Source organism: Alienimonas californiensis (assembly GCF_007743815.1).
Classification (GTDB): domain Bacteria; phylum Planctomycetota; class Planctomycetia; order Planctomycetales; family Planctomycetaceae; genus Alienimonas; species Alienimonas californiensis.
In genome coordinates this window covers 3,232,638-3,251,877 of sequence record NZ_CP036265.1, presented here as the reverse complement: position 1 = coordinate 3,251,877, position 19,240 = coordinate 3,232,638, and the positions used below count along the sequence as shown (strand labels likewise).

The 19,240-nt window shown below is 69.1% G+C and carries 14 protein-coding genes; 3 read left to right on the top strand and 11 right to left on the bottom strand.

Going from position 1 to position 19,240, the window contains the following annotated elements:
- Window positions 1-16 precede the first annotated feature (16 nt).
- The 6 genes from CA12_RS12805 to crtI form a co-directional block, all read right to left on the bottom strand.
- Window positions 17-1,159, bottom strand: coding sequence for a DUF4268 domain-containing protein (locus tag CA12_RS12805; protein WP_145359304.1), 1,143 nt, complete (start codon window positions 1,157-1,159; stop codon window positions 17-19).
- Window positions 1,160-1,267: 108 nt separating this feature from the next.
- The gene (lepA, locus tag CA12_RS12800; protein WP_145359303.1) at window positions 1,268-3,070 is read right to left on the bottom strand and encodes a translation elongation factor 4; all 1,803 of its coding nucleotides are present in this window, start codon (window positions 3,068-3,070) and stop codon (window positions 1,268-1,270) included.
- 223 nt (window positions 3,071-3,293) lie between these two features.
- Window positions 3,294-5,105 carry a serine/threonine-protein kinase gene (locus tag CA12_RS12795; RefSeq protein ID WP_145359302.1) on the bottom strand — a complete coding sequence of 604 codons (1,812 nt, stop codon included), beginning with the start codon at window positions 5,103-5,105 and terminating at the stop codon, window positions 3,294-3,296.
- Between the two features lie 266 nt (window positions 5,106-5,371).
- Complete coding sequence (locus CA12_RS12790; protein WP_145359301.1) at window positions 5,372-6,946, bottom strand: phytoene desaturase family protein; 1,575 nt, start codon at window positions 6,944-6,946, stop codon at window positions 5,372-5,374.
- A 70-nt stretch (window positions 6,947-7,016) separates the two neighbouring features.
- Complete coding sequence (locus CA12_RS12785; RefSeq protein ID WP_145359300.1) at window positions 7,017-8,624, bottom strand: aldehyde dehydrogenase family protein; 1,608 nt, start codon at window positions 8,622-8,624, stop codon at window positions 7,017-7,019.
- Complete coding sequence (gene crtI / locus CA12_RS12780) at window positions 8,621-10,186, bottom strand: phytoene desaturase family protein (protein ID WP_390614140.1); 1,566 nt, start codon at window positions 10,184-10,186, stop codon at window positions 8,621-8,623. The genes CA12_RS12785 and crtI overlap by 4 nt, the downstream gene beginning before the upstream one ends.
- Window positions 10,187-10,499: 313 nt before the next feature.
- Between crtI and CA12_RS12775 the strand changes: the two genes are divergently transcribed.
- The gene (locus tag CA12_RS12775; protein WP_165700728.1) at window positions 10,500-11,240 is read left to right on the top strand and encodes an SDR family oxidoreductase; all 741 of its coding nucleotides are present in this window, start codon (window positions 10,500-10,502) and stop codon (window positions 11,238-11,240) included.
- A gap of 80 nt (window positions 11,241-11,320) precedes the next feature.
- Complete coding sequence (gene folB / locus CA12_RS12770; protein WP_207621972.1) at window positions 11,321-11,731, top strand: dihydroneopterin aldolase; 411 nt, start codon at window positions 11,321-11,323, stop codon at window positions 11,729-11,731.
- On the opposite strand, the gene egtB is transcribed toward folB, so the two are convergent.
- From egtB to CA12_RS12750, 4 genes are all read right to left on the bottom strand, one after another.
- Entirely contained in the window at window positions 11,706-13,073 is a 1,368-nt protein-coding gene (gene egtB, locus CA12_RS12765) for an ergothioneine biosynthesis protein EgtB (protein ID WP_145359296.1), read from the bottom strand. The genes folB and egtB overlap by 26 nt on opposite strands.
- Before the next feature lie 135 nt (window positions 13,074-13,208).
- The gene (locus tag CA12_RS12760; protein WP_145359295.1) at window positions 13,209-14,024 is read right to left on the bottom strand and encodes a lipopolysaccharide kinase InaA family protein; all 816 of its coding nucleotides are present in this window, start codon (window positions 14,022-14,024) and stop codon (window positions 13,209-13,211) included.
- A 400-nt stretch (window positions 14,025-14,424) separates the two neighbouring features.
- Complete coding sequence (locus CA12_RS12755) at window positions 14,425-15,942, bottom strand: BCCT family transporter (protein WP_145359294.1); 1,518 nt, start codon at window positions 15,940-15,942, stop codon at window positions 14,425-14,427.
- A 403-nt stretch (window positions 15,943-16,345) separates the two neighbouring features.
- Window positions 16,346-17,818 carry a UTP--glucose-1-phosphate uridylyltransferase gene (locus tag CA12_RS12750; protein WP_207621971.1) on the bottom strand — a complete coding sequence of 491 codons (1,473 nt, stop codon included), beginning with the start codon at window positions 17,816-17,818 and terminating at the stop codon, window positions 16,346-16,348.
- A gap of 196 nt (window positions 17,819-18,014) precedes the next feature.
- Here CA12_RS12750 and CA12_RS12745 point away from each other — a divergent pair, with 196 nt between their 5' ends.
- Entirely contained in the window at window positions 18,015-18,872 is an 858-nt protein-coding gene (locus CA12_RS12745; protein WP_145359293.1) for a pirin family protein, read from the top strand.
- 9 nt (window positions 18,873-18,881) lie between these two features.
- On the opposite strand, the gene CA12_RS12740 is transcribed toward CA12_RS12745, so the two are convergent.
- Window positions 18,882-19,067 (bottom strand): hypothetical protein, encoded by a 186-nt coding sequence (locus tag CA12_RS12740; protein WP_145359292.1) that lies wholly within the window; start codon window positions 19,065-19,067, stop codon window positions 18,882-18,884.
- Between the last annotated feature and the right edge of the window lie 173 nt (window positions 19,068-19,240).

Here is a 19,240-nt window from a genome sequence, read left to right as displayed (position 1 = left end):
AGCGGCTGCCGAACGTTCACTCCTCCGGCGGATCGAGCGCGTCGAGGTGTGGATAAACTGCACGCCGAAATCGGTCGAGCGCGTCAGTCATCTGGGGGATGAGTTCGTCCCACGACGACTCGTCCTCAAGATTGCCGCCGCGGACCGGAGTATAAATCCAACTCGTGCGGCCGGCGCCGTCCTGATCGAAATGCTCCAGCTCGCTGCCGAGCGTCGCCTCGATCTCAGTTTTCCGTGCCGCCAATCGCGCCGATCGGACTGCATGCGAACCGCCGTTGCCGCCGATGCTCATGCCCATATGAGCGCCGGCGTTTCGACCAGTCTTGGTAAACCAGTAGCCAATATAGGCGTCCGAGACGGGCAGGCACCGCGTTCTCATCAGCGTGCGATCCGAGCGAGGCTTGGCGCCTTCATGAAAGTCCGAGAATTGCCCGGCAGCGTTGGCGTGCTCGATCAGACAGGCCCAGAACCGGCGGTTGCGCGTCTGCTCGGCAGTCGGCGTTCCCCGCTCCTTTCGGACCGCCTCTCGCTTTTCCTTCTCACGCACCAAGAAGTCGTCCGCGCTCGGCAGGGGGATCACTTGCCGGACGTCCAGCAAAGTTCCGCCGGACGGATCGACGTAGGCCTTTAGCTCGATGCACCGGACGTCAATTCCGCGCTCGTTCAGCCAGAGGGCGGTCGTCGTGATCTCTCGATCGAACGATTCGCTCATCAACACGATCCGCACGTCATGAGCGAACGCCTCCTCGTCCGGCTCCTCCCAGCCAAGGAATTCTAGGATACCTCGCCGCGCCTCGTCTTCGTCGTCCGGTCCCTGACCGCGCCGGTCCGCATACAGACGTACGGCCCGGTCGAACGTCATATTCGACACCATAGCCGCGTAGCGAACGGCTTGAAGGTCCATATGCGAACCGTCGCCCCGCTTTAACTCGGCGACCACCATTCGCCCTGAACGATCCAAGCCGAGCAGATCGATGCGACGGGCGCTGTCCGCCCAATCGCTTGCCTCCTCGGTGAGGAACAGCGTCTCCCCGTCCAGCACGTCAGGCCGGTCTTTCAGGAAGCGTTGAAGATCCTGCCGCTCCCGAATCCCGGCCGCCGCGAGGGTCGTCGGCTGCACGTCTGCAAATCGATCGTCGGCGATGCGGTACAGCGGCATGGACGCGGGGGCGGGAAAACGGCGGGGCGAACGCTCCGCATGCTGCCCTGCAAACCGATTCCGCTCAATGCGACCCGGGACGGGCGGCACCCTGGGTCGCGGCGAGAGTTAATCCTCGTCCGTGCTCAGCACGCTGAGGAAGGCCTTCTGGGGGATTTCCACGCTGCCGAAGCTGCGCATCCGCTTCTTGCCCTCTTTCTGCTTCTGGAGCAGCTTGCGCTTCCGGCTGATGTCGCCGCCGTAGCATTTGGCGGTGACGTTCTTGCGGAAGGCGCTGATCGTCTCCCGGGCGATAATTCGTCCGCCGATCGCGGCCTGGATCGGGATTTCGAACTGGTGCTTGCTGATCTCCTTTTTGAGACGTTTGCACAGCTGCCGGCCGCGGTTGTCGGCGTTCATTTTATGGACGATCGTGGCGAGGGCGTCGACGCGCTCGCCCTTGACCATGATGTCCATTTTGACCAGGTCCGCCGGCCTGAAACCGATCACCTCGTAGTCCATCGTGCCGTAGCCGCTGGTGACGGACTTCAGCTTGTCGTACATGTCGTAGACGATCTCCGCCAGCGGGAGTTCGTACGTCAGCTGGGCCCGGTCGGGGCCGAGGTACTCGGTCGTTTTATACTCGCCCCGGCGCTCCGAGCAGAGCTGCATGATCGGGCCGATATGCTCCTTGGAGAGGATGAAGTTCACGCGGGCGATCGGCTCGCGGAACTCCTCGATCACGCCAGCGTCGGGCACGTCCTGCGGGTTGTCGATCTTATAAACCTCCCCGGAGCGCTCCATGATCTCGTAGGTGACGTTGGGGGCCGTCTGAATCAGGTCGACGTCCTGTTCGCTTTCCAGGCGCTGCTGGACGATCTCCATGTGGAGCATCCCCAGGAAGCCGCAGCGGAAGCCGAAGCCGAGGGCGTCCGAGGTCTCCGGGGCGTAGGAAAAGCTGCTGTCGTTCAAGGCGAGCTTCTGCATCTCGTCCCGCAGCTTCTCAAAATCCCGGCCCTCGATCGGGTACATGCCGCAGAAGACCATCTGCTTGGGCTTCTGGTAGCCCGGCAGCGCCTCTTTGGCCGGCCGGCCCGCGTGGGTGACGGTGTCGCCGATCGTGACCTTGTCCAGCTCTTTAATGCCGGTGAGCAGATAGCCCACCTGCCCCGGCCCCAGCGACTTGCACTCCTTGCGGAGCGGAGCGAACTGGCCGATTTCGATGACGTCGTGCTCGTCGCCGCCCTTCATGAAGCGGATCGTGTCGCCCTTCTTGACCGTGCCCTCCTTGATCCGTACGTAGGTGAACACGCCCTTGTAGGAGTCGTATTTACTGTCGAAGACGAGCGCCCGCAGGGGGTCCGCCGGGTCGCCCTGCGGGGCGGGGATGCGCTCCACGATCGCCGCGAGGCAGTCGCCGATATTCAACCCCTTCTTGGCGCTGACGCGAACGGCGCCGAAGGGATCGAGGCCGAGGATGCTTTCCACCTCCTCCAGCACGTCGTCGATGCGGGTGACGGGCAGGTCGATCTTGTTGACGACCGGAATAATTTCCAGATTCTGCTCGATCGCGGCGTAGGCGTTGGCCACGGTCTGGGCCTGCACGCCCTGGAAGGCGTCCACCAGCAGCAGGGCGCCCTCGCAGGCGGCGAGGCTGCGGGAGACCTCGTAATGAAAGTCGACGTGCCCGGGGGTGTCGATCAAATTCAATTCGTACATTTGGCCGTCGGTGTGCTTGTACTTCAAACACACGGTGCGGGCCTTCACAGTGATGCCCCGCTCCTTTTCGACGTCCAGGTCGTCGAGCAGCTGTTCTTTAAACTCCCGCTCCGTGATCGCCCCGGTTTTCAGGAGCAGCTGGTCGGCGAGCGTACTTTTGCCGTGGTCGATATGAGCCACGATGGAGAAGTTGCGGATGAAACGCGGGTCCATCGGACGGATCGGTGCGGGACGGAAGGAGCGGGCGACGCGCGGAGCGAACCTCCGGGGCGGCGGGAGACCGGCGGCGGGAATCGGACGACGCGGGCGCGGCCGGGGACTGTATCGACGGGCGACCGCACGGTCGAGACCCCCGCCGGGGGAGCGGCGGCGGAGAGGCCGGGGAGCAGGGGCGTTCCGGCCCCCCCAGCGGCGTGACGCCGGGGACGGGCGGCGCTCAGCAGGACTTGCGCCTGGGCGGGCCGAACAGCGTCTCCGCCGCCGCTTTGAGCCAGGCGCAGGGCGACGGGGCCGACTTGGAACCCCCCGCGGCACGGAACCGGCCGCGCGCCGCCGCGACGAAGAACCGGCGACCGCGGCTGCGGGCCACCGTCCGCGGGTCCCAGGCCCGGGCGCCGCTCTTCGGGTCCCGCACGCTCAGGGCGTCCAGTTCCCTCAGCAGTTCGCCGGCGTCGGCGGGCCGCCGGCGGGGGTCGTAGCGGACGCAGCGGAGGGCCAGTTCGATCAGTTCTGACCGTGCGGCGCACAGGTCGAGACGGTCCATCGCCGCCGCGATGTCGCCGTTGCGGGCCTTCTCGATCACGGCGTCCGCCTCGGAGACGTCCCGGGCCTGCTCGCCCGTCAGGATCTCCACGAGAATCAGGCCGAGGCTGTACACGTCCGCGGTGGCCCTGACCCGGCGGCGGCGGGCCTGCTCCGGAGCCATGTACGGCAGGCTGCCGATCAGGGTGCGGGCGGCCGTGCGACCGTCCAGCGCGCGGGTCGCCCCCAGCGGACGGGGGGGAACCGCGGGCGGGGAGTCGTCGAAGTCATCGTCGCCGGTCGAGGGGCGGGAGGGCTGATCCGCGGTCTCCACATCGATGACCGTGAACCCGAGCCTGTCCGTTTCGGTCTGGGAGATGACCGGATCGTTCAGCCTCGCGTCGCCGTTTCCCAGAAAGTCGGAGCCGTCGTCGGCCAGGTCGTCGAGGACGAGCGAGGCGAGACGGCCGTTCTCGTCGCACGGGTCGGACGGCAGACCGGGCATGTAGGCCATCCCGTAGTCCAACAGGAAGACCCGGCGGCGGCCCTGTTCGTCGGGGATCCGCACCATCATGTTCGAAGGCTTCAGATCCCGGTGGATCAGCCCGACCGCGTGTCCGCGGGCCACCGCGGCGACCGCTTTGCGGAACATCCGCAAGCGGCCGTTGCCGGCGCCGCGGTCGTCGCAGCCGGCCCGCCCCGACTGGCGCCGCGAGTCCAGCAGGCGCTCGAACGTCTCGCCCACGACCAGATCGGTGATGATGTGAGCGTCCGCCTGTGCGGAGGGCGGGCGGTACTCGTAGAACCGCGGCACGGCCGGGTCGCCGAACTTGTGCAGGATCGCCGCCTCCCGGGCGAACCGGGACAGCAACTGGGAGTTCGCCGCCGCCCCGGGGAGCAGCGCCTTGACCGCGACCAGCCGGCCCGGCCGCGGCCGTTTACTGTCGGTCAACTGACGGAAGTCCCGGGCGGCCCAGACGGCGCCCATTCCCCCGCGGCCCAGCAGGCCGTTCGCCCCGTACTTCCGTTCGACCTGGAGGTGCGGCGGCAGCGCCGGCGGGTCGTTCGCCCCCCGACTGACGCGCACCGCCGCCGCGTAGGACGACCCCTCGTTCATCGTCCGGTCTTGCGGACAGAGGGTCGTCGGCAGGTGCGGCACGAGCAGGTTGCGGACGTCCTCCTCCGTGAGAACCGGCGCCCCCTGGACGCCGTCCTCCGTCAGCAGTTCGTCAAACCGCCCCAGGTACTCCGCCGGTACGGGCCGCTCGCCGACCTTCCGCCGCTGGTCCGCCTCCACGGCGATCAGCGCGTGGAGCAGTTCCAGCCGATCCTCCGTCGACACGCCGGCGAGCGTCGCCTCGATCGTCTGCGCTCCCGATCGGCCCCAACTTTCCTCGAACCGATCGGCCAGTCGTTCCAACCGGTTCCACCGCGTCCCGCCGTCGGGCGAGGACTGCCCCGGGGGCTCAGGCAGCTCCGGAGAAGCGGGGAACGGTGGAGGGGACACGGAATCGCGAGGGGAGGGAGAAACCGTCGTCCGGGCCGTTCCATCGTCACCGGGCGGACCTCAGTATGCCTGACGCGTCCTCAACGTTGAAGAAGAAACTGGGGGCTCTCCCCAAAGAATCGACCGTCCTGTCCGGCAAACTTCCTGTTGCAACGCGCACCGGAGCCTCTCGCCGCCGTAGTCGACGGCGATCAAGACGCGGTGACGGCCGCCCGCTCACATGGCCTCCAGACCGTGCGAAACGGGCTCTGAGAACGGGCGAGGGCTCAGGCGTCGAGTACGCCGTCGCGGTCGAGGGTGTCGGCGGCGGTCCAGCCGCTCATCATCACCATCGGCATGCCCGGGCCGGGATGGGCGCTGCCGCCGGCGAAGTACAGCCCCGGCACCTGCGGGCTGCGGTTCGCCGGTTTGAAGGCGCCGAGGTAAGTCCCGTGGCTGGCCAGCCCGTAGATCGCGCCGTTGAGGACGTGGTAACGGTCGTGAATATCCTGCGGCGTGAGGTGATGCTCCACCGCGATGCGGTCCTCCAGGTCTTCCATGCCCGCAGTGGTTTTGAGCTTTTCGAGGATCGTCCGTCGGTACTCCGGGAACATCGCCCGCCAGTCCTGGCCGGGACGCAGGTAGGGGGTGTGCACCAGCACGTATAAGGCCTCCCCGCCCTGCGGAGCGACGGCCGGCTCGGTGACGGCCGGGGCGCAGACGTACGCCGTGGGATCCGGGGCCGGTTCGCCCTTGCGATAGATATACTCGAACTCCTCGTGCGGGTTCCGGCTGAACACAAAGTTGTGATGCAGGATGTGGTCGTATTTCTTCTTTAATCCGAGGTACAGCACCACGCCGCTGCAGGCCGGTTCGCGGTCCTTCTTGAGGAACTTCTCCGCAGCCGGCCCGTCGAGCAATTCGCGGTGGGTGCGAACGGTGTCGGAATTGGAGACGACCGCGGCGAAGCGGTGCGTCTGCCCGTCGGCGGTCTTCAGTCCGGTCACTCGGCCTTTTTCGCGGGTGATCTCCGTCACGTGCGTGCCCGGCCGATACTCGACGCCCAGTTCTTTGCCGAGTTTAATCAACGCCTCCGGCACGGCCCGGGTGCCGCCGATGGGGTACCAGACGCCGCCGGTGGTCTGCATATCGGCGATGCCGCACAGCACCGCGGGGCTTTGGTCGGGGGCGCTGCCGACGTACTGGGTGTAGTGGTCCACCATCTGGGCGACGCGGCTGTCCGGCACGTAACCGCGGACGGTGTCGGCGACGCTTTTGCCCATCTTTAACGCCCGCAGATCGCCGAGCGTTTCCAAACTAAACATCCCGCCGAGCTTCAGCGTATCCCGGATGCCGCCGACGTTCTTATAGAAGAAGAACCGGTCCGAGACGTCGTTGAGCCGCTTGGCGTACTTCAGAAACGCCGCGTAGCCCTCCGAGGAGTCCTCGGCGCCGGTGAACTCGTCCAGGTTCCGCTTCATCGCCGCCTGATCGGCGGTGAGGTCCAGCACGCCGCCGCCGGCGGCCTCGTCGAAAAAGCAGCGCCATTGCGGGTCGAGGGGGACGATCTCGCAATAATCGGCGAGGTCCTTGCCGGCCTCGGCGAAGATGCGTTTCAAGACCGTCGGCAGGGTCAGGATCGTCGGCCCCATATCGAAGCGGTAGCCGACGTCTTCGTAGACGGCCGCCTTGCCGCCCAGCCAGGGGTTTTTATCGAACAGCGTGACCCTGTATCCCCGGGCGGCGAGCGTCGCGGCGGCGGCGAGGCCCCCCAGGCCGCCGCCGATCACGGCGATCGGGGCGTCCGGCTTCTTCCCGGAACGCGGCGGGGCGGGCGGGGCGGCGGTGACGGGGGCGATCATCGGGGCGAATTGAGGAAGGGTGAAATAGAACCGCGACCGTCGGGGAGCCGGCTCTCGGGACGTCACGCCGTTAGGCCGCGTCGTCAGAGCCGCTCCCTGACGGTCGCGGTTCCCGGCGCGTGTTCCGATTGCGGGCGAGGCATTCTTTCACGAACGACCAGCCGTGCTTCAGACGATTCCCCAGTCCGTCGGCGTGGGCGGCCCGGAGATAGGTTTTGAAGAACGCCGCCTGATCGCCCTCCGGCGGCTCCAGGTGCGGCCGCCAGGAGCTGACCTGTTCGAGTACCGCCTTGGGGCGGGTCATCTCCAGCAGGCCGGCCGGGCCGCGGGTGACGCCGAAACCGCTCTCGCCGCGGCCGCCGAAGCTCACCCGCGGGTCGGCGGTGGGGATCAGGAAATCGTTGATGACGACACAGCCGGCGTCCAGCTTCTCCGCCAACCGCCGGGCCGCCCGCGGCGGGCCGAAGATCGTGGCGCCGAGGGCGTACGGACAGCAATTGTCGCGGGCCCGGGCCTCGTCCTCGCCGCCGACATCGATCAGCGACAGCACCGGGGCGAACACGTCCGTCTTCAGGATTGACGCCCGGCCCGGCACGTCGCCCAGCACGACCGGCATCGCCCGGGGCGGGTCGGGACGATGGTCGATCGTCCCGCACAGCCGCACGGCGCCGAGGTTCAACGCCTCCTCGATCAGCTCCTCTGCCGCCGCCGCCGCGTGGCGTTCGCAGGGCACGGGGGCGACGGTGGAGACGCGATTGATCAGCTCCCCCCGTAACTCGTCGGCGAGGGAGCGGTGCACGAATACCCGCCGGGCGGCGACGCAGGTCGCCGAGCCGTTCCAGGTGAGGCTCAGGGCGAGGCATTTGGCGGCCAGTTTCACGTCCGCCCCCTCCAGCACGAAGGCGGCGTCGCAGCCGGACAACTCCATCGCCGCGGGCGTCAGACTGTCCGCGCAGTCCGCCAGTACCGCCCGGCCGGTCGAGGCGGAGCCGGTCAGCACGACCTTATTGACCCCGGCGTTGACCGCCGCCTCGCCGGCCTCCGGTTCCTCGCCCAGCACGGCCAGCACGCCCGGCGGCAGACCGGCTTCCAACAGTAGATCCCGCAGAACCGCAGCGGCGGCCCGACTGCCCTGCCCCGGTTTGACGAGTGCCGCGTTCCCGGCGACGAGGGCCTGAATCGTCTGCGTGCCGGTGAGGAACAGCGGGTAGTTCCACGTGCCCAGGATCAGCACCACGCCGTGCGGCTCGCGGCGGTCGGTCAGCTTGACCCCGTACAGCCACGCCGGCCGGCCGCGGTTGCCGCGGCGTTTCGGTTCGAGCAGCTCCTCCGCGTTGCGTTCGAGGAACCGACAGGCCTCGCACAGCGGCAGCACCTCCGCGGAGAGGGTCTCCGCCGCGTCCCGGCGGACGGGGGAGGTCACCGCGTCGGTCAGCCGGTCGGGGTTCTCGGCGACGAGTCGGCGAAACCGGGCGATCACCGCCAGCCGCTCCGGCAGCGGGACCGCGGCCCAGGCGGGCTGGGCGGTGCGGAGCTTCTGCACGGCGTACCGCGCCACCTGCCCGGCCGGCACGCCGACGCTGCGGCCACCGATGATCCGCGGCACGCGCGCCGCGGCACGCTCCGGGGCCGGGGGCGGTTCGATTTGAGAGGACGGCTGGGCGGCGGCGACGCTCATACCGACGCCTCCGCGACGACCGGCTCCTCCGACACTGCCGAGGCCTCCGCGGTCTGCGGCTCCTCGGCGGCCGGCGCCGGCAGGGCGGCGGACGGCACTTCCGGCAGGCCGTAATCCTGCGCCAGCAACCGAGAAGAAATGCGGGCCGATTCGTAGATTACCGGCAACCCGCTGCCGGGATGCGTGCCCCCGCCGACAAGATAGGTCCCCTCCAGGTCTTCAAAGCGGTTGCGGGGGCGGAGATGCAACATCTGACTGAGATTGTGGGCGAGGTTGAACGTCGCCCCCTTATGGATCTCGTAGCCGCCGTCCCAATCCGCCGGGGTGATCTGCTGTTCGAAGCGGATGCGGTCGCGGAGGTTCTTCACGCCGAACTTCGCTTCGACCTGATCCAACACGCGTTCGCGGAAGGCGGGGGCGTCGCGTTCCCAGTCGACGTGCGGCGATTCGTGGGTGACGGGGGCGAGGATATATAATGTCGAGCAGCCCGCCGGCGCCAGCGAGGGGTCCGTCACGCAGGCGTTCTGCACGTACACGCTGGGGTCCTCGGACAGCACGCGATCGGTTTCGATCTCGCGGAGGTTGCGCTCGTAGTCCTCCGCAATATAGATCGTATGGTGCGGCAGTTCCTCCTCGACCCCCTCAATGCCGAGGTACAGCATATAGGTGGAGCAACTGAACTTCTTCTTGCCGAGCTTGGCGTTCGTCCAGTTCTTCCGCAGCCGGTCCGGCACCAGGCGGGTCATCGCCCGGCCGAAGTCCGCGTTGATGACGAGGGCGTCGCAGCGGACGGTCTCGCCGTCGCCGCCCCCGTCGGAGGAACACTCCACGGCGACGGGCTTTTTCCCCTGGAATTGCAGGCCGGTTACCTCCGTGTCCAGTCGCAGATCGACGCCCAGTTCGACGGCGATCTCCGCCATGCGTTCGCTGACCGCGGCGCAGCCGCCGGTCGGGTGCCAGACGCCGTGCTCGTATTCCAGAAAACTCAGGATGCTGAACAGCGACGGGCAGCGGAACGGGCTCATGCCCAGATATTTACTCTGAAAGCTGAACGCCACCCGCAACCGCGGGTCGGAGAAGTGCCGTTTTAACTCCCCGTCGAGGCTCAACCAGGGCCGCACGTGCGGGAGCATCTTCGCCAAAGTGGGGTTGGCGAGGTCTTTCCAACTGCTAAAGGGGTTCTCCAGAATCGGCCGGAACTTGGCGAGCTTGACCCGATTCTCGGCGAGGAAATCGGCGAAGCGGCCGGCGTCGGCGGGGTTGATGGCGGCGATCTGCCGTTCCATCTCCGCGACGTCCGGGGTGGCGTCCAGCCGGCCGCCGGAGCCGAAGTTCAGCCGATACTGCGGGTCCAGCCGCGTCATCGGGACCTCCGTCATCAGGTCCCGACCGACGGCGGCGAAGATCTCGCCCAGCACGCGGGGGTAGAGGAAGAAGGTGGGGCCAGTGTCGAACCGGAAGCGGCCCTCGGGCACGTCCGCCTCGATGGCGCTGGTGCGGCCGCCGGGCCGATCGCGGCGCTCCAGCACGGTCACCTGCGCCCCGGCGTGGGCCAGCAGCATGGCGGAGGCCAGCCCGCCGGGGCCGGCGCCGACGATCACCACCCGCGGCCCGCCGCCGGGGCGTTTGTTCCCCGAGCGTTCGGACCGTTCGCCGTCGACCACGGAGCGCCGGGAGGACGCGGTGCGGGCGGCTCGAAGCATGGCGGGGCAGACGGGGCGGGGCGGGCGGACCGGGTAGTATTGGCGCCACCCGCGATTCGACACCCACGATGGCGCCCCATGTGGCGAACGAACCTCCATGGGACGGCGAATTCGGGAGTTCGCCCGACTGCCTGACGGTGGGAACGCCCGGCCGACGCGATACAACGGGGGCGTGAATCTCGCAGGAAAGACCGCCGTCGTCACCGGGGCCGCCGTCCGGCTGGGGCGGGCCGTCGCGCTCGAACTGGCGGAACACGGGGCCGACGTCGCGGTGCATTACGGCTCCCACTCCGACGAAGCCGCCGCGGTCGTGCGCACGATCCAGCGGGAATACGGCCGCCGCGCCGTCGCCGTGCAGGCCGATCTGAGCGACCCCGTGCGCGCCGCCGCGGCCCTGTTCGCCGCGGTGAACAAGGAGTTCGGCCGGGCGGACGTGCTGGTCAACAACGCCGCGATCTACGAACCCGGCGACTTCGGAGCGATCACGGAGGATCACTGGGATCGCCATCTCGGTTTGAACCTCAAGGCGCCGTTCTTCCTCGCCCAGCGTTTTGCGGAGCAGTTCGATGGCGACGAAGGGGCAATCGTCAACATTCTCTGCCGCCGGGCGACCCGGCCGACGGCGGAGGACCTCCCCTACACCGCCGCCAAGGCCGGGCTGGCGGCGCTGACGAAGGGACTTGCCCTGAGGCTGGCGCCGAGAATCCGCGTCAACGGCGTCGCCCCCGGCGAGATGCTGCCGCCGACCGGCCGGCACACCGACCCGGAGGAATGGGATCGACAGACCGCCGCCCACATCCCCCTCCGCCGCGTCGGCGGGTCGGTCCCGGTCGCCCGGGCCGTCCGCTACCTTTGCGAAGCCGACTTCGTCACCGGCGAAACGCTGCACGTCACCGGCGGCGATCATCTCTGACAATGCAGAGGGGTGAAGGCGGACGGCGGAAGGGTCACAATGCCCCCGTTCCGTCCGCCTTCCGCTCTCCCCCCTCCGCCGTGAACCTCGACCGCGTCGTCGTCCGGGATCTGCTCTGCCGCGGCATCCTCGGCATTCATCCTGAAGAACGCGTCACGCCGCAGGCGGTGCGGGTGAGTTTGACGCTGGAATGCGATACCCGCCCGGCGGCGGCGTCGGAGCGGATCGAGGACGCCGTCGACTACAGCGCCGTCGCCGACCGGGCCCGCACGCTGGTGGAGACGGGCGGCTTTCAGTTGGTGGAAACGCTGTGCGACCGCATTGCCGCCGCCTGTCTGGAGGACCCGCGGGTGCGGGCCTGCGTGGTGCGCGTCGAAAAGCCGGACGCTCTGCCGGACGCCGCCGGCGTGGGCGTCACGATCCGGCGGGAGCAGGCCGACGAGGCCGATTGGGACACCCGCGAATTCATCGCGCCAACCGCAGACCGCTGAACTGCCAGCGGGCGTCGGCGGGGAAAAAGTTGCGGTAGGTCGACCGCAGATGCGTCGCGGAGGTCGCGCAGGAGCCGCCCCGCAGGACCCACTGGTCGCACATAAACTTGCCGTTGTATTCGCCCAGCGCCCCGGCCGGCGGGGCGTAGCCGGGGTAGGCGATATACGGGCTGGCGGTCCATTCCCACACCCCTCCGGCCAAGCCCCGCAGGCCGGGGCCGGGCGCCGGGGCAATGGGGTGCAGGCGTCCGCCGTCCGCCGTGTCGCCGGCGGCGGGGTCGTAGCCGGAAGCGTCCGCGGCGATCTCCCATTCCTGCTCGGTCGGCAGCCGCAGGCCCGGCTCGGACAGCCCCGCCCAGCGGGCGAAGGCGTCCGCCTCGTAATAATTGACGTGACAAACCGGCTCCGCCGGCTCGACCGGGGCCATGCCGGACAGGGTGAACGTCCGCCATCCGCCGCCTTTCTGGCGCTCCCAATACAGCGGGGCCTCCCACCCCTCCCGCTGCACCGCGGCCCAGCCGGCGGACAGCCACAATTCCGGCCGACGGTAACCGCCGTCCTCAATAAACGCGGCCCACTCCCCGCTGGTCACGGGACGGTCGGCGAGTTCGAAGGCGTCCCGCCAGACCCGGTGGCGGGGCTGTTCGTTGTCGTAACAGAAGGCGCCGGTGTCGCGGCCGACTTCATAGAGGCCCTCGCTGAACTGGGTGAATGACGAATGAGGAATGTCGAATGAGGCAGGGGCCTCCCGCTCGACTTGTTCGTCATTCGAAGTCCCGTCCCGATACGCCGGCCGCAGCGGGTTCCGCCAGAGCGTGTACTTGATATCCGTCAGCAACAATTCCTGGTGTTGCTGTTCGTGGTGCAGGCCGACTTCGATCAGGCGGGCGGTCTCGGCGCTTTCGTTCTGCGCCAACAGCTCCGCCATGTGCCGGTCGACATGGGCGCGGTAGTCGCACACTTCCTCCAGCGAGGGCCGCGTCAACATCCCGCGGGCGGCCCGGGCGTGCCGCGGGCCGAGGGCGTTGTAATACGAATTGAACAGGAAGCCGAACTTCGGGTGAAAGATCGGATACTTCGATAGATACGGCTTGAGCAGAAACGCTTCGAAGAACCAGGTGGTGTGGGCGAGGTGCCACTTCGCCGGGCTGGCGTCCGGCATCGGCTGGACGACGCAGTCCTCGGGGCTGAGCGGTTCGACCAGCGTCTCCGTGAAGGCCCGCACGTCGGTGAACCGCTCCGCGAGCGCCTCGCCCATCAGCGGGGTCGGGACGGCCGGGGCCGTTGCCGCCGCGGCGGGCGGCGCCGGAGCGGCGAGCGGGGACGCGGGGACGGCGGACATCGGCGAATCCTGCGGGGCGTGCGGCCGCCCGGGGCGGGCCTGATCAACGGCTCGCCGCACTGTACAGGCGACCGTTCCCGTTCCCACGGGGCAATTCCCCAACGGAACGCTTGGCGTTCCGTACTCCGCGGCCGGTCAGCCGTTCGCCGGAGCGGCGAACTCCTGCCAACGGTCCGCGGCACCGGCGGGCGACGCGGCGGCGTAGGCCCGCAGAAAGCGGGCGAGGGCCGTGCGGGGCACGTTCGGCAACCCCCGCCGCAATCGGGCCAGGTCCCGCCGGCGCCGACGCCGCGTCAGTCGGACGGGGAAGGCGACAGCGTCGAGGTCGATCACCCAAGCCCGCACCGTCACGTCGGCGTCGCCGGCGGCGAGGCGGGTGATGAGCACGTTGTTCGGCTTCAGATCGCGGTGGCTCGCCCCGGCGGCGTGCAGCGTCCCGAGCAGCCGGCCGACCGCCGCGGCGTAGCGGCCGGCGATCCGCAGCCGGTCCGCCGCCGGCAACTCCGCGAGGCGGCGTTCGGCCATCGCCAGGTCCTCGGTGCCCTCGACCCAGTCCGTCAGCAGCCACGCCGGGCGTTCGATCTGCCAGCGGTGCGGCGCGGTGCAGGCCAGTGCCCGGGGCGTCTCCACCCCCGCGGCCCGCAGCCGGGCGGCGTAGACGTACGTCAGCACCGTCCGCCGGGTTCGCACGAGCGTCGCCCAGCGCTTGAACCGGGTCTTACGGTGAATCCGTTTCCAGCAGACCGCCGCCGGCCCGGCCGGCAGGGCCAGTTCGCTCCGCAGCACGACCGCGGTATTGCCCGCTTTTTGCAGGACGGCGTCGGGGTCGGGGCAGTCGTCGGCGGCAATCAGGGCGGCGAGACGGTCGGCGCCGAACTCCGCCACCGCCCAGCCGCGCCCGCGCTGGGTGACGAGGCGAAGCGGGGCGTCGGCGACGGACGGGGCGAACATGCGGCGGTTCTAGAAGAGCCGTGGCTCCGGTGCGACCCTACGTCCTGAGCGGGTCGGCCGGATGAATTGCCGCGAGCCCAAGACGGGAAACGGATTCGGCCCCGCCGTAGGGGTGCAGTTGTTGTGCCTGCCAGCACGCCGCAGACGCAGACGCAGACGCAGACGCAGACGGACCGAACCTATGATCAAAGCCTATGGAGACTGGCTGGTCGACGCCATTGAGGGCCACCTCCCGCCCCGCTTTTTTCGACGCTGACGCTCCCCGGCACGCCGCAAGTGCGCCCGGCCGAACCTGCGGAAACACGACGTGACAAGGCGATTCTCGCTCGAGAACTCCGTCACCCGCTCACGGCGTAGAGCGGCGCCCGGCGCGCCCCACAGGTCGTCAGTAGCGCTTGGCTCAGAGGCCCGCCATCTCTCGCAGCCGTTTGCGGAGGCGTCGTTCCTCCGCCTGATCGGCATGCCAATCGTGCCGAACCGCGCGCCACAGTGCCAAGGCCATCAGCAGGATCACGAAGGTGAACGGGAGCGCGAAGACGATGGTCGCGGTTTGCAGACCCCTGACCCCTCCCGCGAGCAACAGACTCGAGGCAATGCCGGCCACCAGCAGGCCCCAGAGCACCTTCACACGCGAACTTGGATCGGGAGTTCCCCCGGTGCTCATCATGCCCAGCACCAGCGTGGCCGAATCGCCCGACGTGATGAAGAATACCAGCACCAGTAGGGTGGCCACGGCCGACAGTGCCGTGCTCATCGGCAGGGCGTCGAACAGGGTGAACAACGCCGTCGAGACGTCGGCCTCGACGGCCTCGGAAATCGGCACATGCTGCCAGATCTCCAGGTTCAGAGCCGCCCCGCCGAACACCGAAAACCACGCGAATGCTGCGAGCGTGGGCGCCAGCATGGTACCGACGACGAACTCGCGAATCGTGCGGCCGCGTGAGACGCGCGCGATAAAGAGGCCGACGAACGGCGACCAGGAAATCCACCACGCCCAATAGAAGACGGTCCAGTCGCCCACCCAGGCGCTGTCGCGAAACGGCGTGGTCCGCAGGCTCATCCGCACGAAATCGCTGAGGTAGGCGCCCAGGGTGGAGGTGAAGGTGTCGACGATCGCCACCGTCGGCCCCAGCAAGAACACGGCCACGGCCAGCAGGCCTGCGACCACAAGGTTGATGCTGGACAACCACTTGATGCCGCGTTCGACGCCGGTGACCGCCGAGGTCAGGAATAAGGCCGTCGCCACGCCGATGATGGTCAGTTGCGATGCGGCGCCCACGGGCACGCCGAACACGCGGTTCAGGCCGCTGTTGATCTGCATGGCGCCGATCCCCAGCGAGGCTGCCACGCCGAAGGCGGTGGCGATGACGGCCAGCACGTCGAACAGAATCGAGAGCTTGCGGACAGGAGCCCAAGGTAGCGAGGAAGTGACCGTGCTGACGAGCGCGGCGCCGTTGCGTCGACACTGGAAGAAGGCGATCGCGAGCGAGACCACCGAATAGATCGCCCAAGGATGCAGGCCCCAGTGGAAGAACGCGTAGCGCATTCCCGCGTTGGCCGCCTCCGGCGTGCCGGCGGCGACGCCCGGCGGCGGCGAGGCGTAGTGCGACATCGGTTCGGCCACGCCCCAGAACACCAACCCGATGCCCATGCCGGCCGCGAACAGCATGGCGAACCAGGCGAAGACCGAGAACTCGGGCTCCTCATCCTCGGTCCCCAGACGAAGGTTGCCGAAGCGGCTGAACGCCAGCCAGAAGCAGAACGCCACGAGCGCCAACACGGTCCACAGATAAAAGAAGCCGAAGTTCCGCGTGATCTGCGCCAGTGCCGCGTCGAAGACGGCAGCCATCGACTCGGGAGCGATCAGGCCCCAGACCACGATGATCGCAATGAGTCCTGCCGAGATCAGTAGTTGCATGACGTCCCTGGTAAACGCGATCTGGAACCCCTCTCCACTGGTCTTTTACGGACGCAGTTTTTCTACAGACACAGTAACAAGGACGACGTCCGCAGCGCCGTCCCATAGAACGTCGCTGTCAATGCGGGCGAGGCGGCTGGGGCAGGAACGCCGCGGAGGCCCCGGAACGGGCGGCCCGCGATTCCGGGGGAAAGCGATCGGGCTTCGCGGGTTCCGGGGCGTCCGGTCGATCGGCCCCAGCCGCCCATGCTGCTGAAAGATCGCACGCCGGGGCTGCCCCAGGCCCCCGTCGGCGAACCGACGAGGGAGCCGAACCTGTCTCAAGTCCAGCGGTTACGACGAATCGAACCCGCACAAGTGCATGGCGTTCGGTGCGAGCCACGGCCCTCGACCATGCAGCCCGCTATTTCAGCACGGCGTCCTGGTCGAACCGCGTGCCGGGGGTCACCTTGGCCTTCACGCCGGCCGCGTCGAGGGCGAAGGCGGGCAGGATCTCCACGGTCACGCCCTCCGCGACGACCGCCCCGGCGGCCTTCAGCCAACCATGATGCAGGGCCGTCAGCGCCGCCTTGGCGGTGGCGGGGCTGTCGGCGCCCTCGGCGTTCTTGACGGGGTTGAACTCCCGGGCCCGGTCGGTCTCCACCACCGGCGCCACGTCCGCCAGCGGGAGGGCGTCGAAGATGAAGCGTTCGAACTTGTAGGCGTTCGGCTCCGCCGGCTCGACGGGCTCTCCGGCGTCGTTCAGGTGCGGCACCTTCTTATGGGCGACGTGAAAGGGCAGCCCGGCGCCGGCCCCCGTCTCGTCGAACCGCTGGCCTTCGTCCGCCAGCCGTTCGAGGAAGGACCGCTCGAAGCAGTGGATCGCGGTGTTGCCGGCCCACAGGAGCAGGCCGCCGTCGGCGTCCGTCTTCGCGGCGACGTCGTCCGGAAGGTCGCTGTATTCGATGATCTGGGTCACCCCGTCGACGTCGCAGACCACGCCCATTTTCTCCGCCGGGGCGACCTTCGCAACGACCTTCGTGCTGACCTGCCCGCCCAGCCGCTTGTGGGCGCCGAGGAACGCCGGGTCGCAGACGATCGCGGTCGGGTTGTCGACCTGGTGGTAATAGAGGGTCGAGACGCTGCGCTCCCGCATGTCCTCCAGCACGCCGCGGTTCTTCAGCGCCGCGACGAGCCCGCCGTGGCCGTCCGGGCTGACGGCGACCTCGTCCTTCGCCGCCAGCAGCGCCCGGCCGGTGGCGTCGTCCACGGCGGGCATCGTGCCCTGGCGGAAGAACACGACGTTCTCCTCGCCGAGGCCGTAGTAGTCCCGGGCGGCGAACTCCGCCCGGGTGGGGGCGTCGGTGGCGGGGCTGGTCATCACGTACAGCGGGATCGCGACGCCGGCCGCCCGGGCGCGGGCCTTCAACTGGCCGGCGAGCAGCTCGAACAGCGTGGCCCCGCTGACCGGGCCGACGGGGAACATGCCCTTGGGTTTGTCGAACCCCAGCCGCGTGCCCTGCCCGCCGGCGACGAGAATCGCCCCCACGGCGCCGCTTTTCAGCAGCTCCTCGCCGACCGCGGACGCCGCCTGTCGGTCGGCGGCCTCCCGGTCCGTCGTCGCCAGCCGCACGACGGCGGCCGGCGGGGCGGCCCGACCGGCGGCCGCGGCGCCGTCGCCGGAGGCGTCCGGGCCGGACCGTTTCGCCTCGTACAGCCGACGGGCGGCGGCGAAGTCCAGGTCGGCCAGTTGCGTCGCCAGGCGGTCGCGGCCGGCGTCGTCCAGTTCGTCCCAGAAGCGCAGCAGGTGTGCGTCCCCGGTGGCGTGGAGACGGGCGACGAGATCCGGCGGGGGGGCGGTCGGCATCAGGCGAGGCGACGGGGCGAAGCGAAGCACGGGGCGGTTCGGCCGGGAGTGTCTCGCACGCCCCGGGAGGGCGAAAGGGCCCGGCCCGGTGATTCACGCCAGCTTCACCTCCGCGTCCGCCCGCCGCCGCCGCGTCCGACCGCGTCCGACCGCGGCGACCCTTGCCGGATCGGCCGCCCCGCAGGACCCTTGCACTTCCGTTTTGAGCCTCCCCGAAAGCCGTGTGATGAAGAAGATCGCCCAGGTCGTCCGCAACGTGCCGCAGCACTGGGTGGGGGACGGCTTCCCGGTTCGCAGCCTGTTCTCCTACGCCCAGGGGGAGGCGTTCGATCCCTTCCTGCTGCTCGACTACGCCGGGCCGGCGGAGTTCCCCCCCGCCGAGGGCAAACGCGGCGTGGACGTGCACCCGCACAAGGGGTTCGAGACCGTCACGATCCTGTACGAGGGCGGACTAGCCCACCGCGATTCCAGCGGCGGCAGCGGGACTCTCGGCCCCGGCGACGTGCAGTGGATGACCGCCGCCAGCGGCGTCGTGCACGAGGAGTTCCACAGCGAAGCCTTCACCCGTCGGGGCGGGGCGCTGGAGATGGTTCAACTCTGGGTGAACCTGCCCGCGAAGGATAAGTCCGCCCCGCCGCGGTATCAGGACCTGCGGGCCGCCCAGTTCCCGCACGTCGACCTGCCGAACGGCGCCGGCTCCGTCCGCGTGATCGCCGGGGAGTTCGACGGCGTCCGCGGGCCGGCCCAAACCTTCACCGCGATGAACGTCTGGGACCTGCAACTGAACGCCGGCGGCGAGGCGGCCTTGAGGGCGCCGGAGGGGCACACGGCCGTCCTCGTCGTGCAGCGGGGTGAACTGTCCGCGAACGGGACGGCATTGCGAGGCGTCGAACTGGCCCGGTTCGAGCGGGAGGGCGAGGCCGTGACGCTGACCGCGGAGACGCCGGCCCGGGCCCTGTTCCTGACCGGGGAGCCCCTGAACGAACCGGTCGTCGGGCAGGGGCCGTTCGTGATGAACACCCGCGAGGAGATCCGGCAGGCGATCCAGGACTTCCAGACCGGCCGGATGGGCACGCTGGACTGAGCCCTCCGGCTACCGCGGCAGGTCGCCCCAGGTAGCGGCCACGGCGCTGACCAGCAGCGTGGTGCCGACCAGCGCCAGGCACCAGCGCCCCAGGCCGCTTTCGTGCGGACGTTCGGCCGCCGGCCGCACCGCCCCCGCGGCCAGCCAGGCGCCGAGCGCGGCGAAGAACAACCACTGCCAGGGCTCGGGGGACATCGCGGGACGGAGCGAGGACAGAACGCGGAACCCCCAACGCTACGTCACGAATCGCCCGCCGCAATATTTTCCGGCTCCGCTTCGCTCTTCGCCCGCCCTGGTTCGCCGTCGCCGCTAGGCGGCGCGCGTCGGTAAACAGTCGCGCCGCCTAGCGGCGACGGCGAACCCGGGGG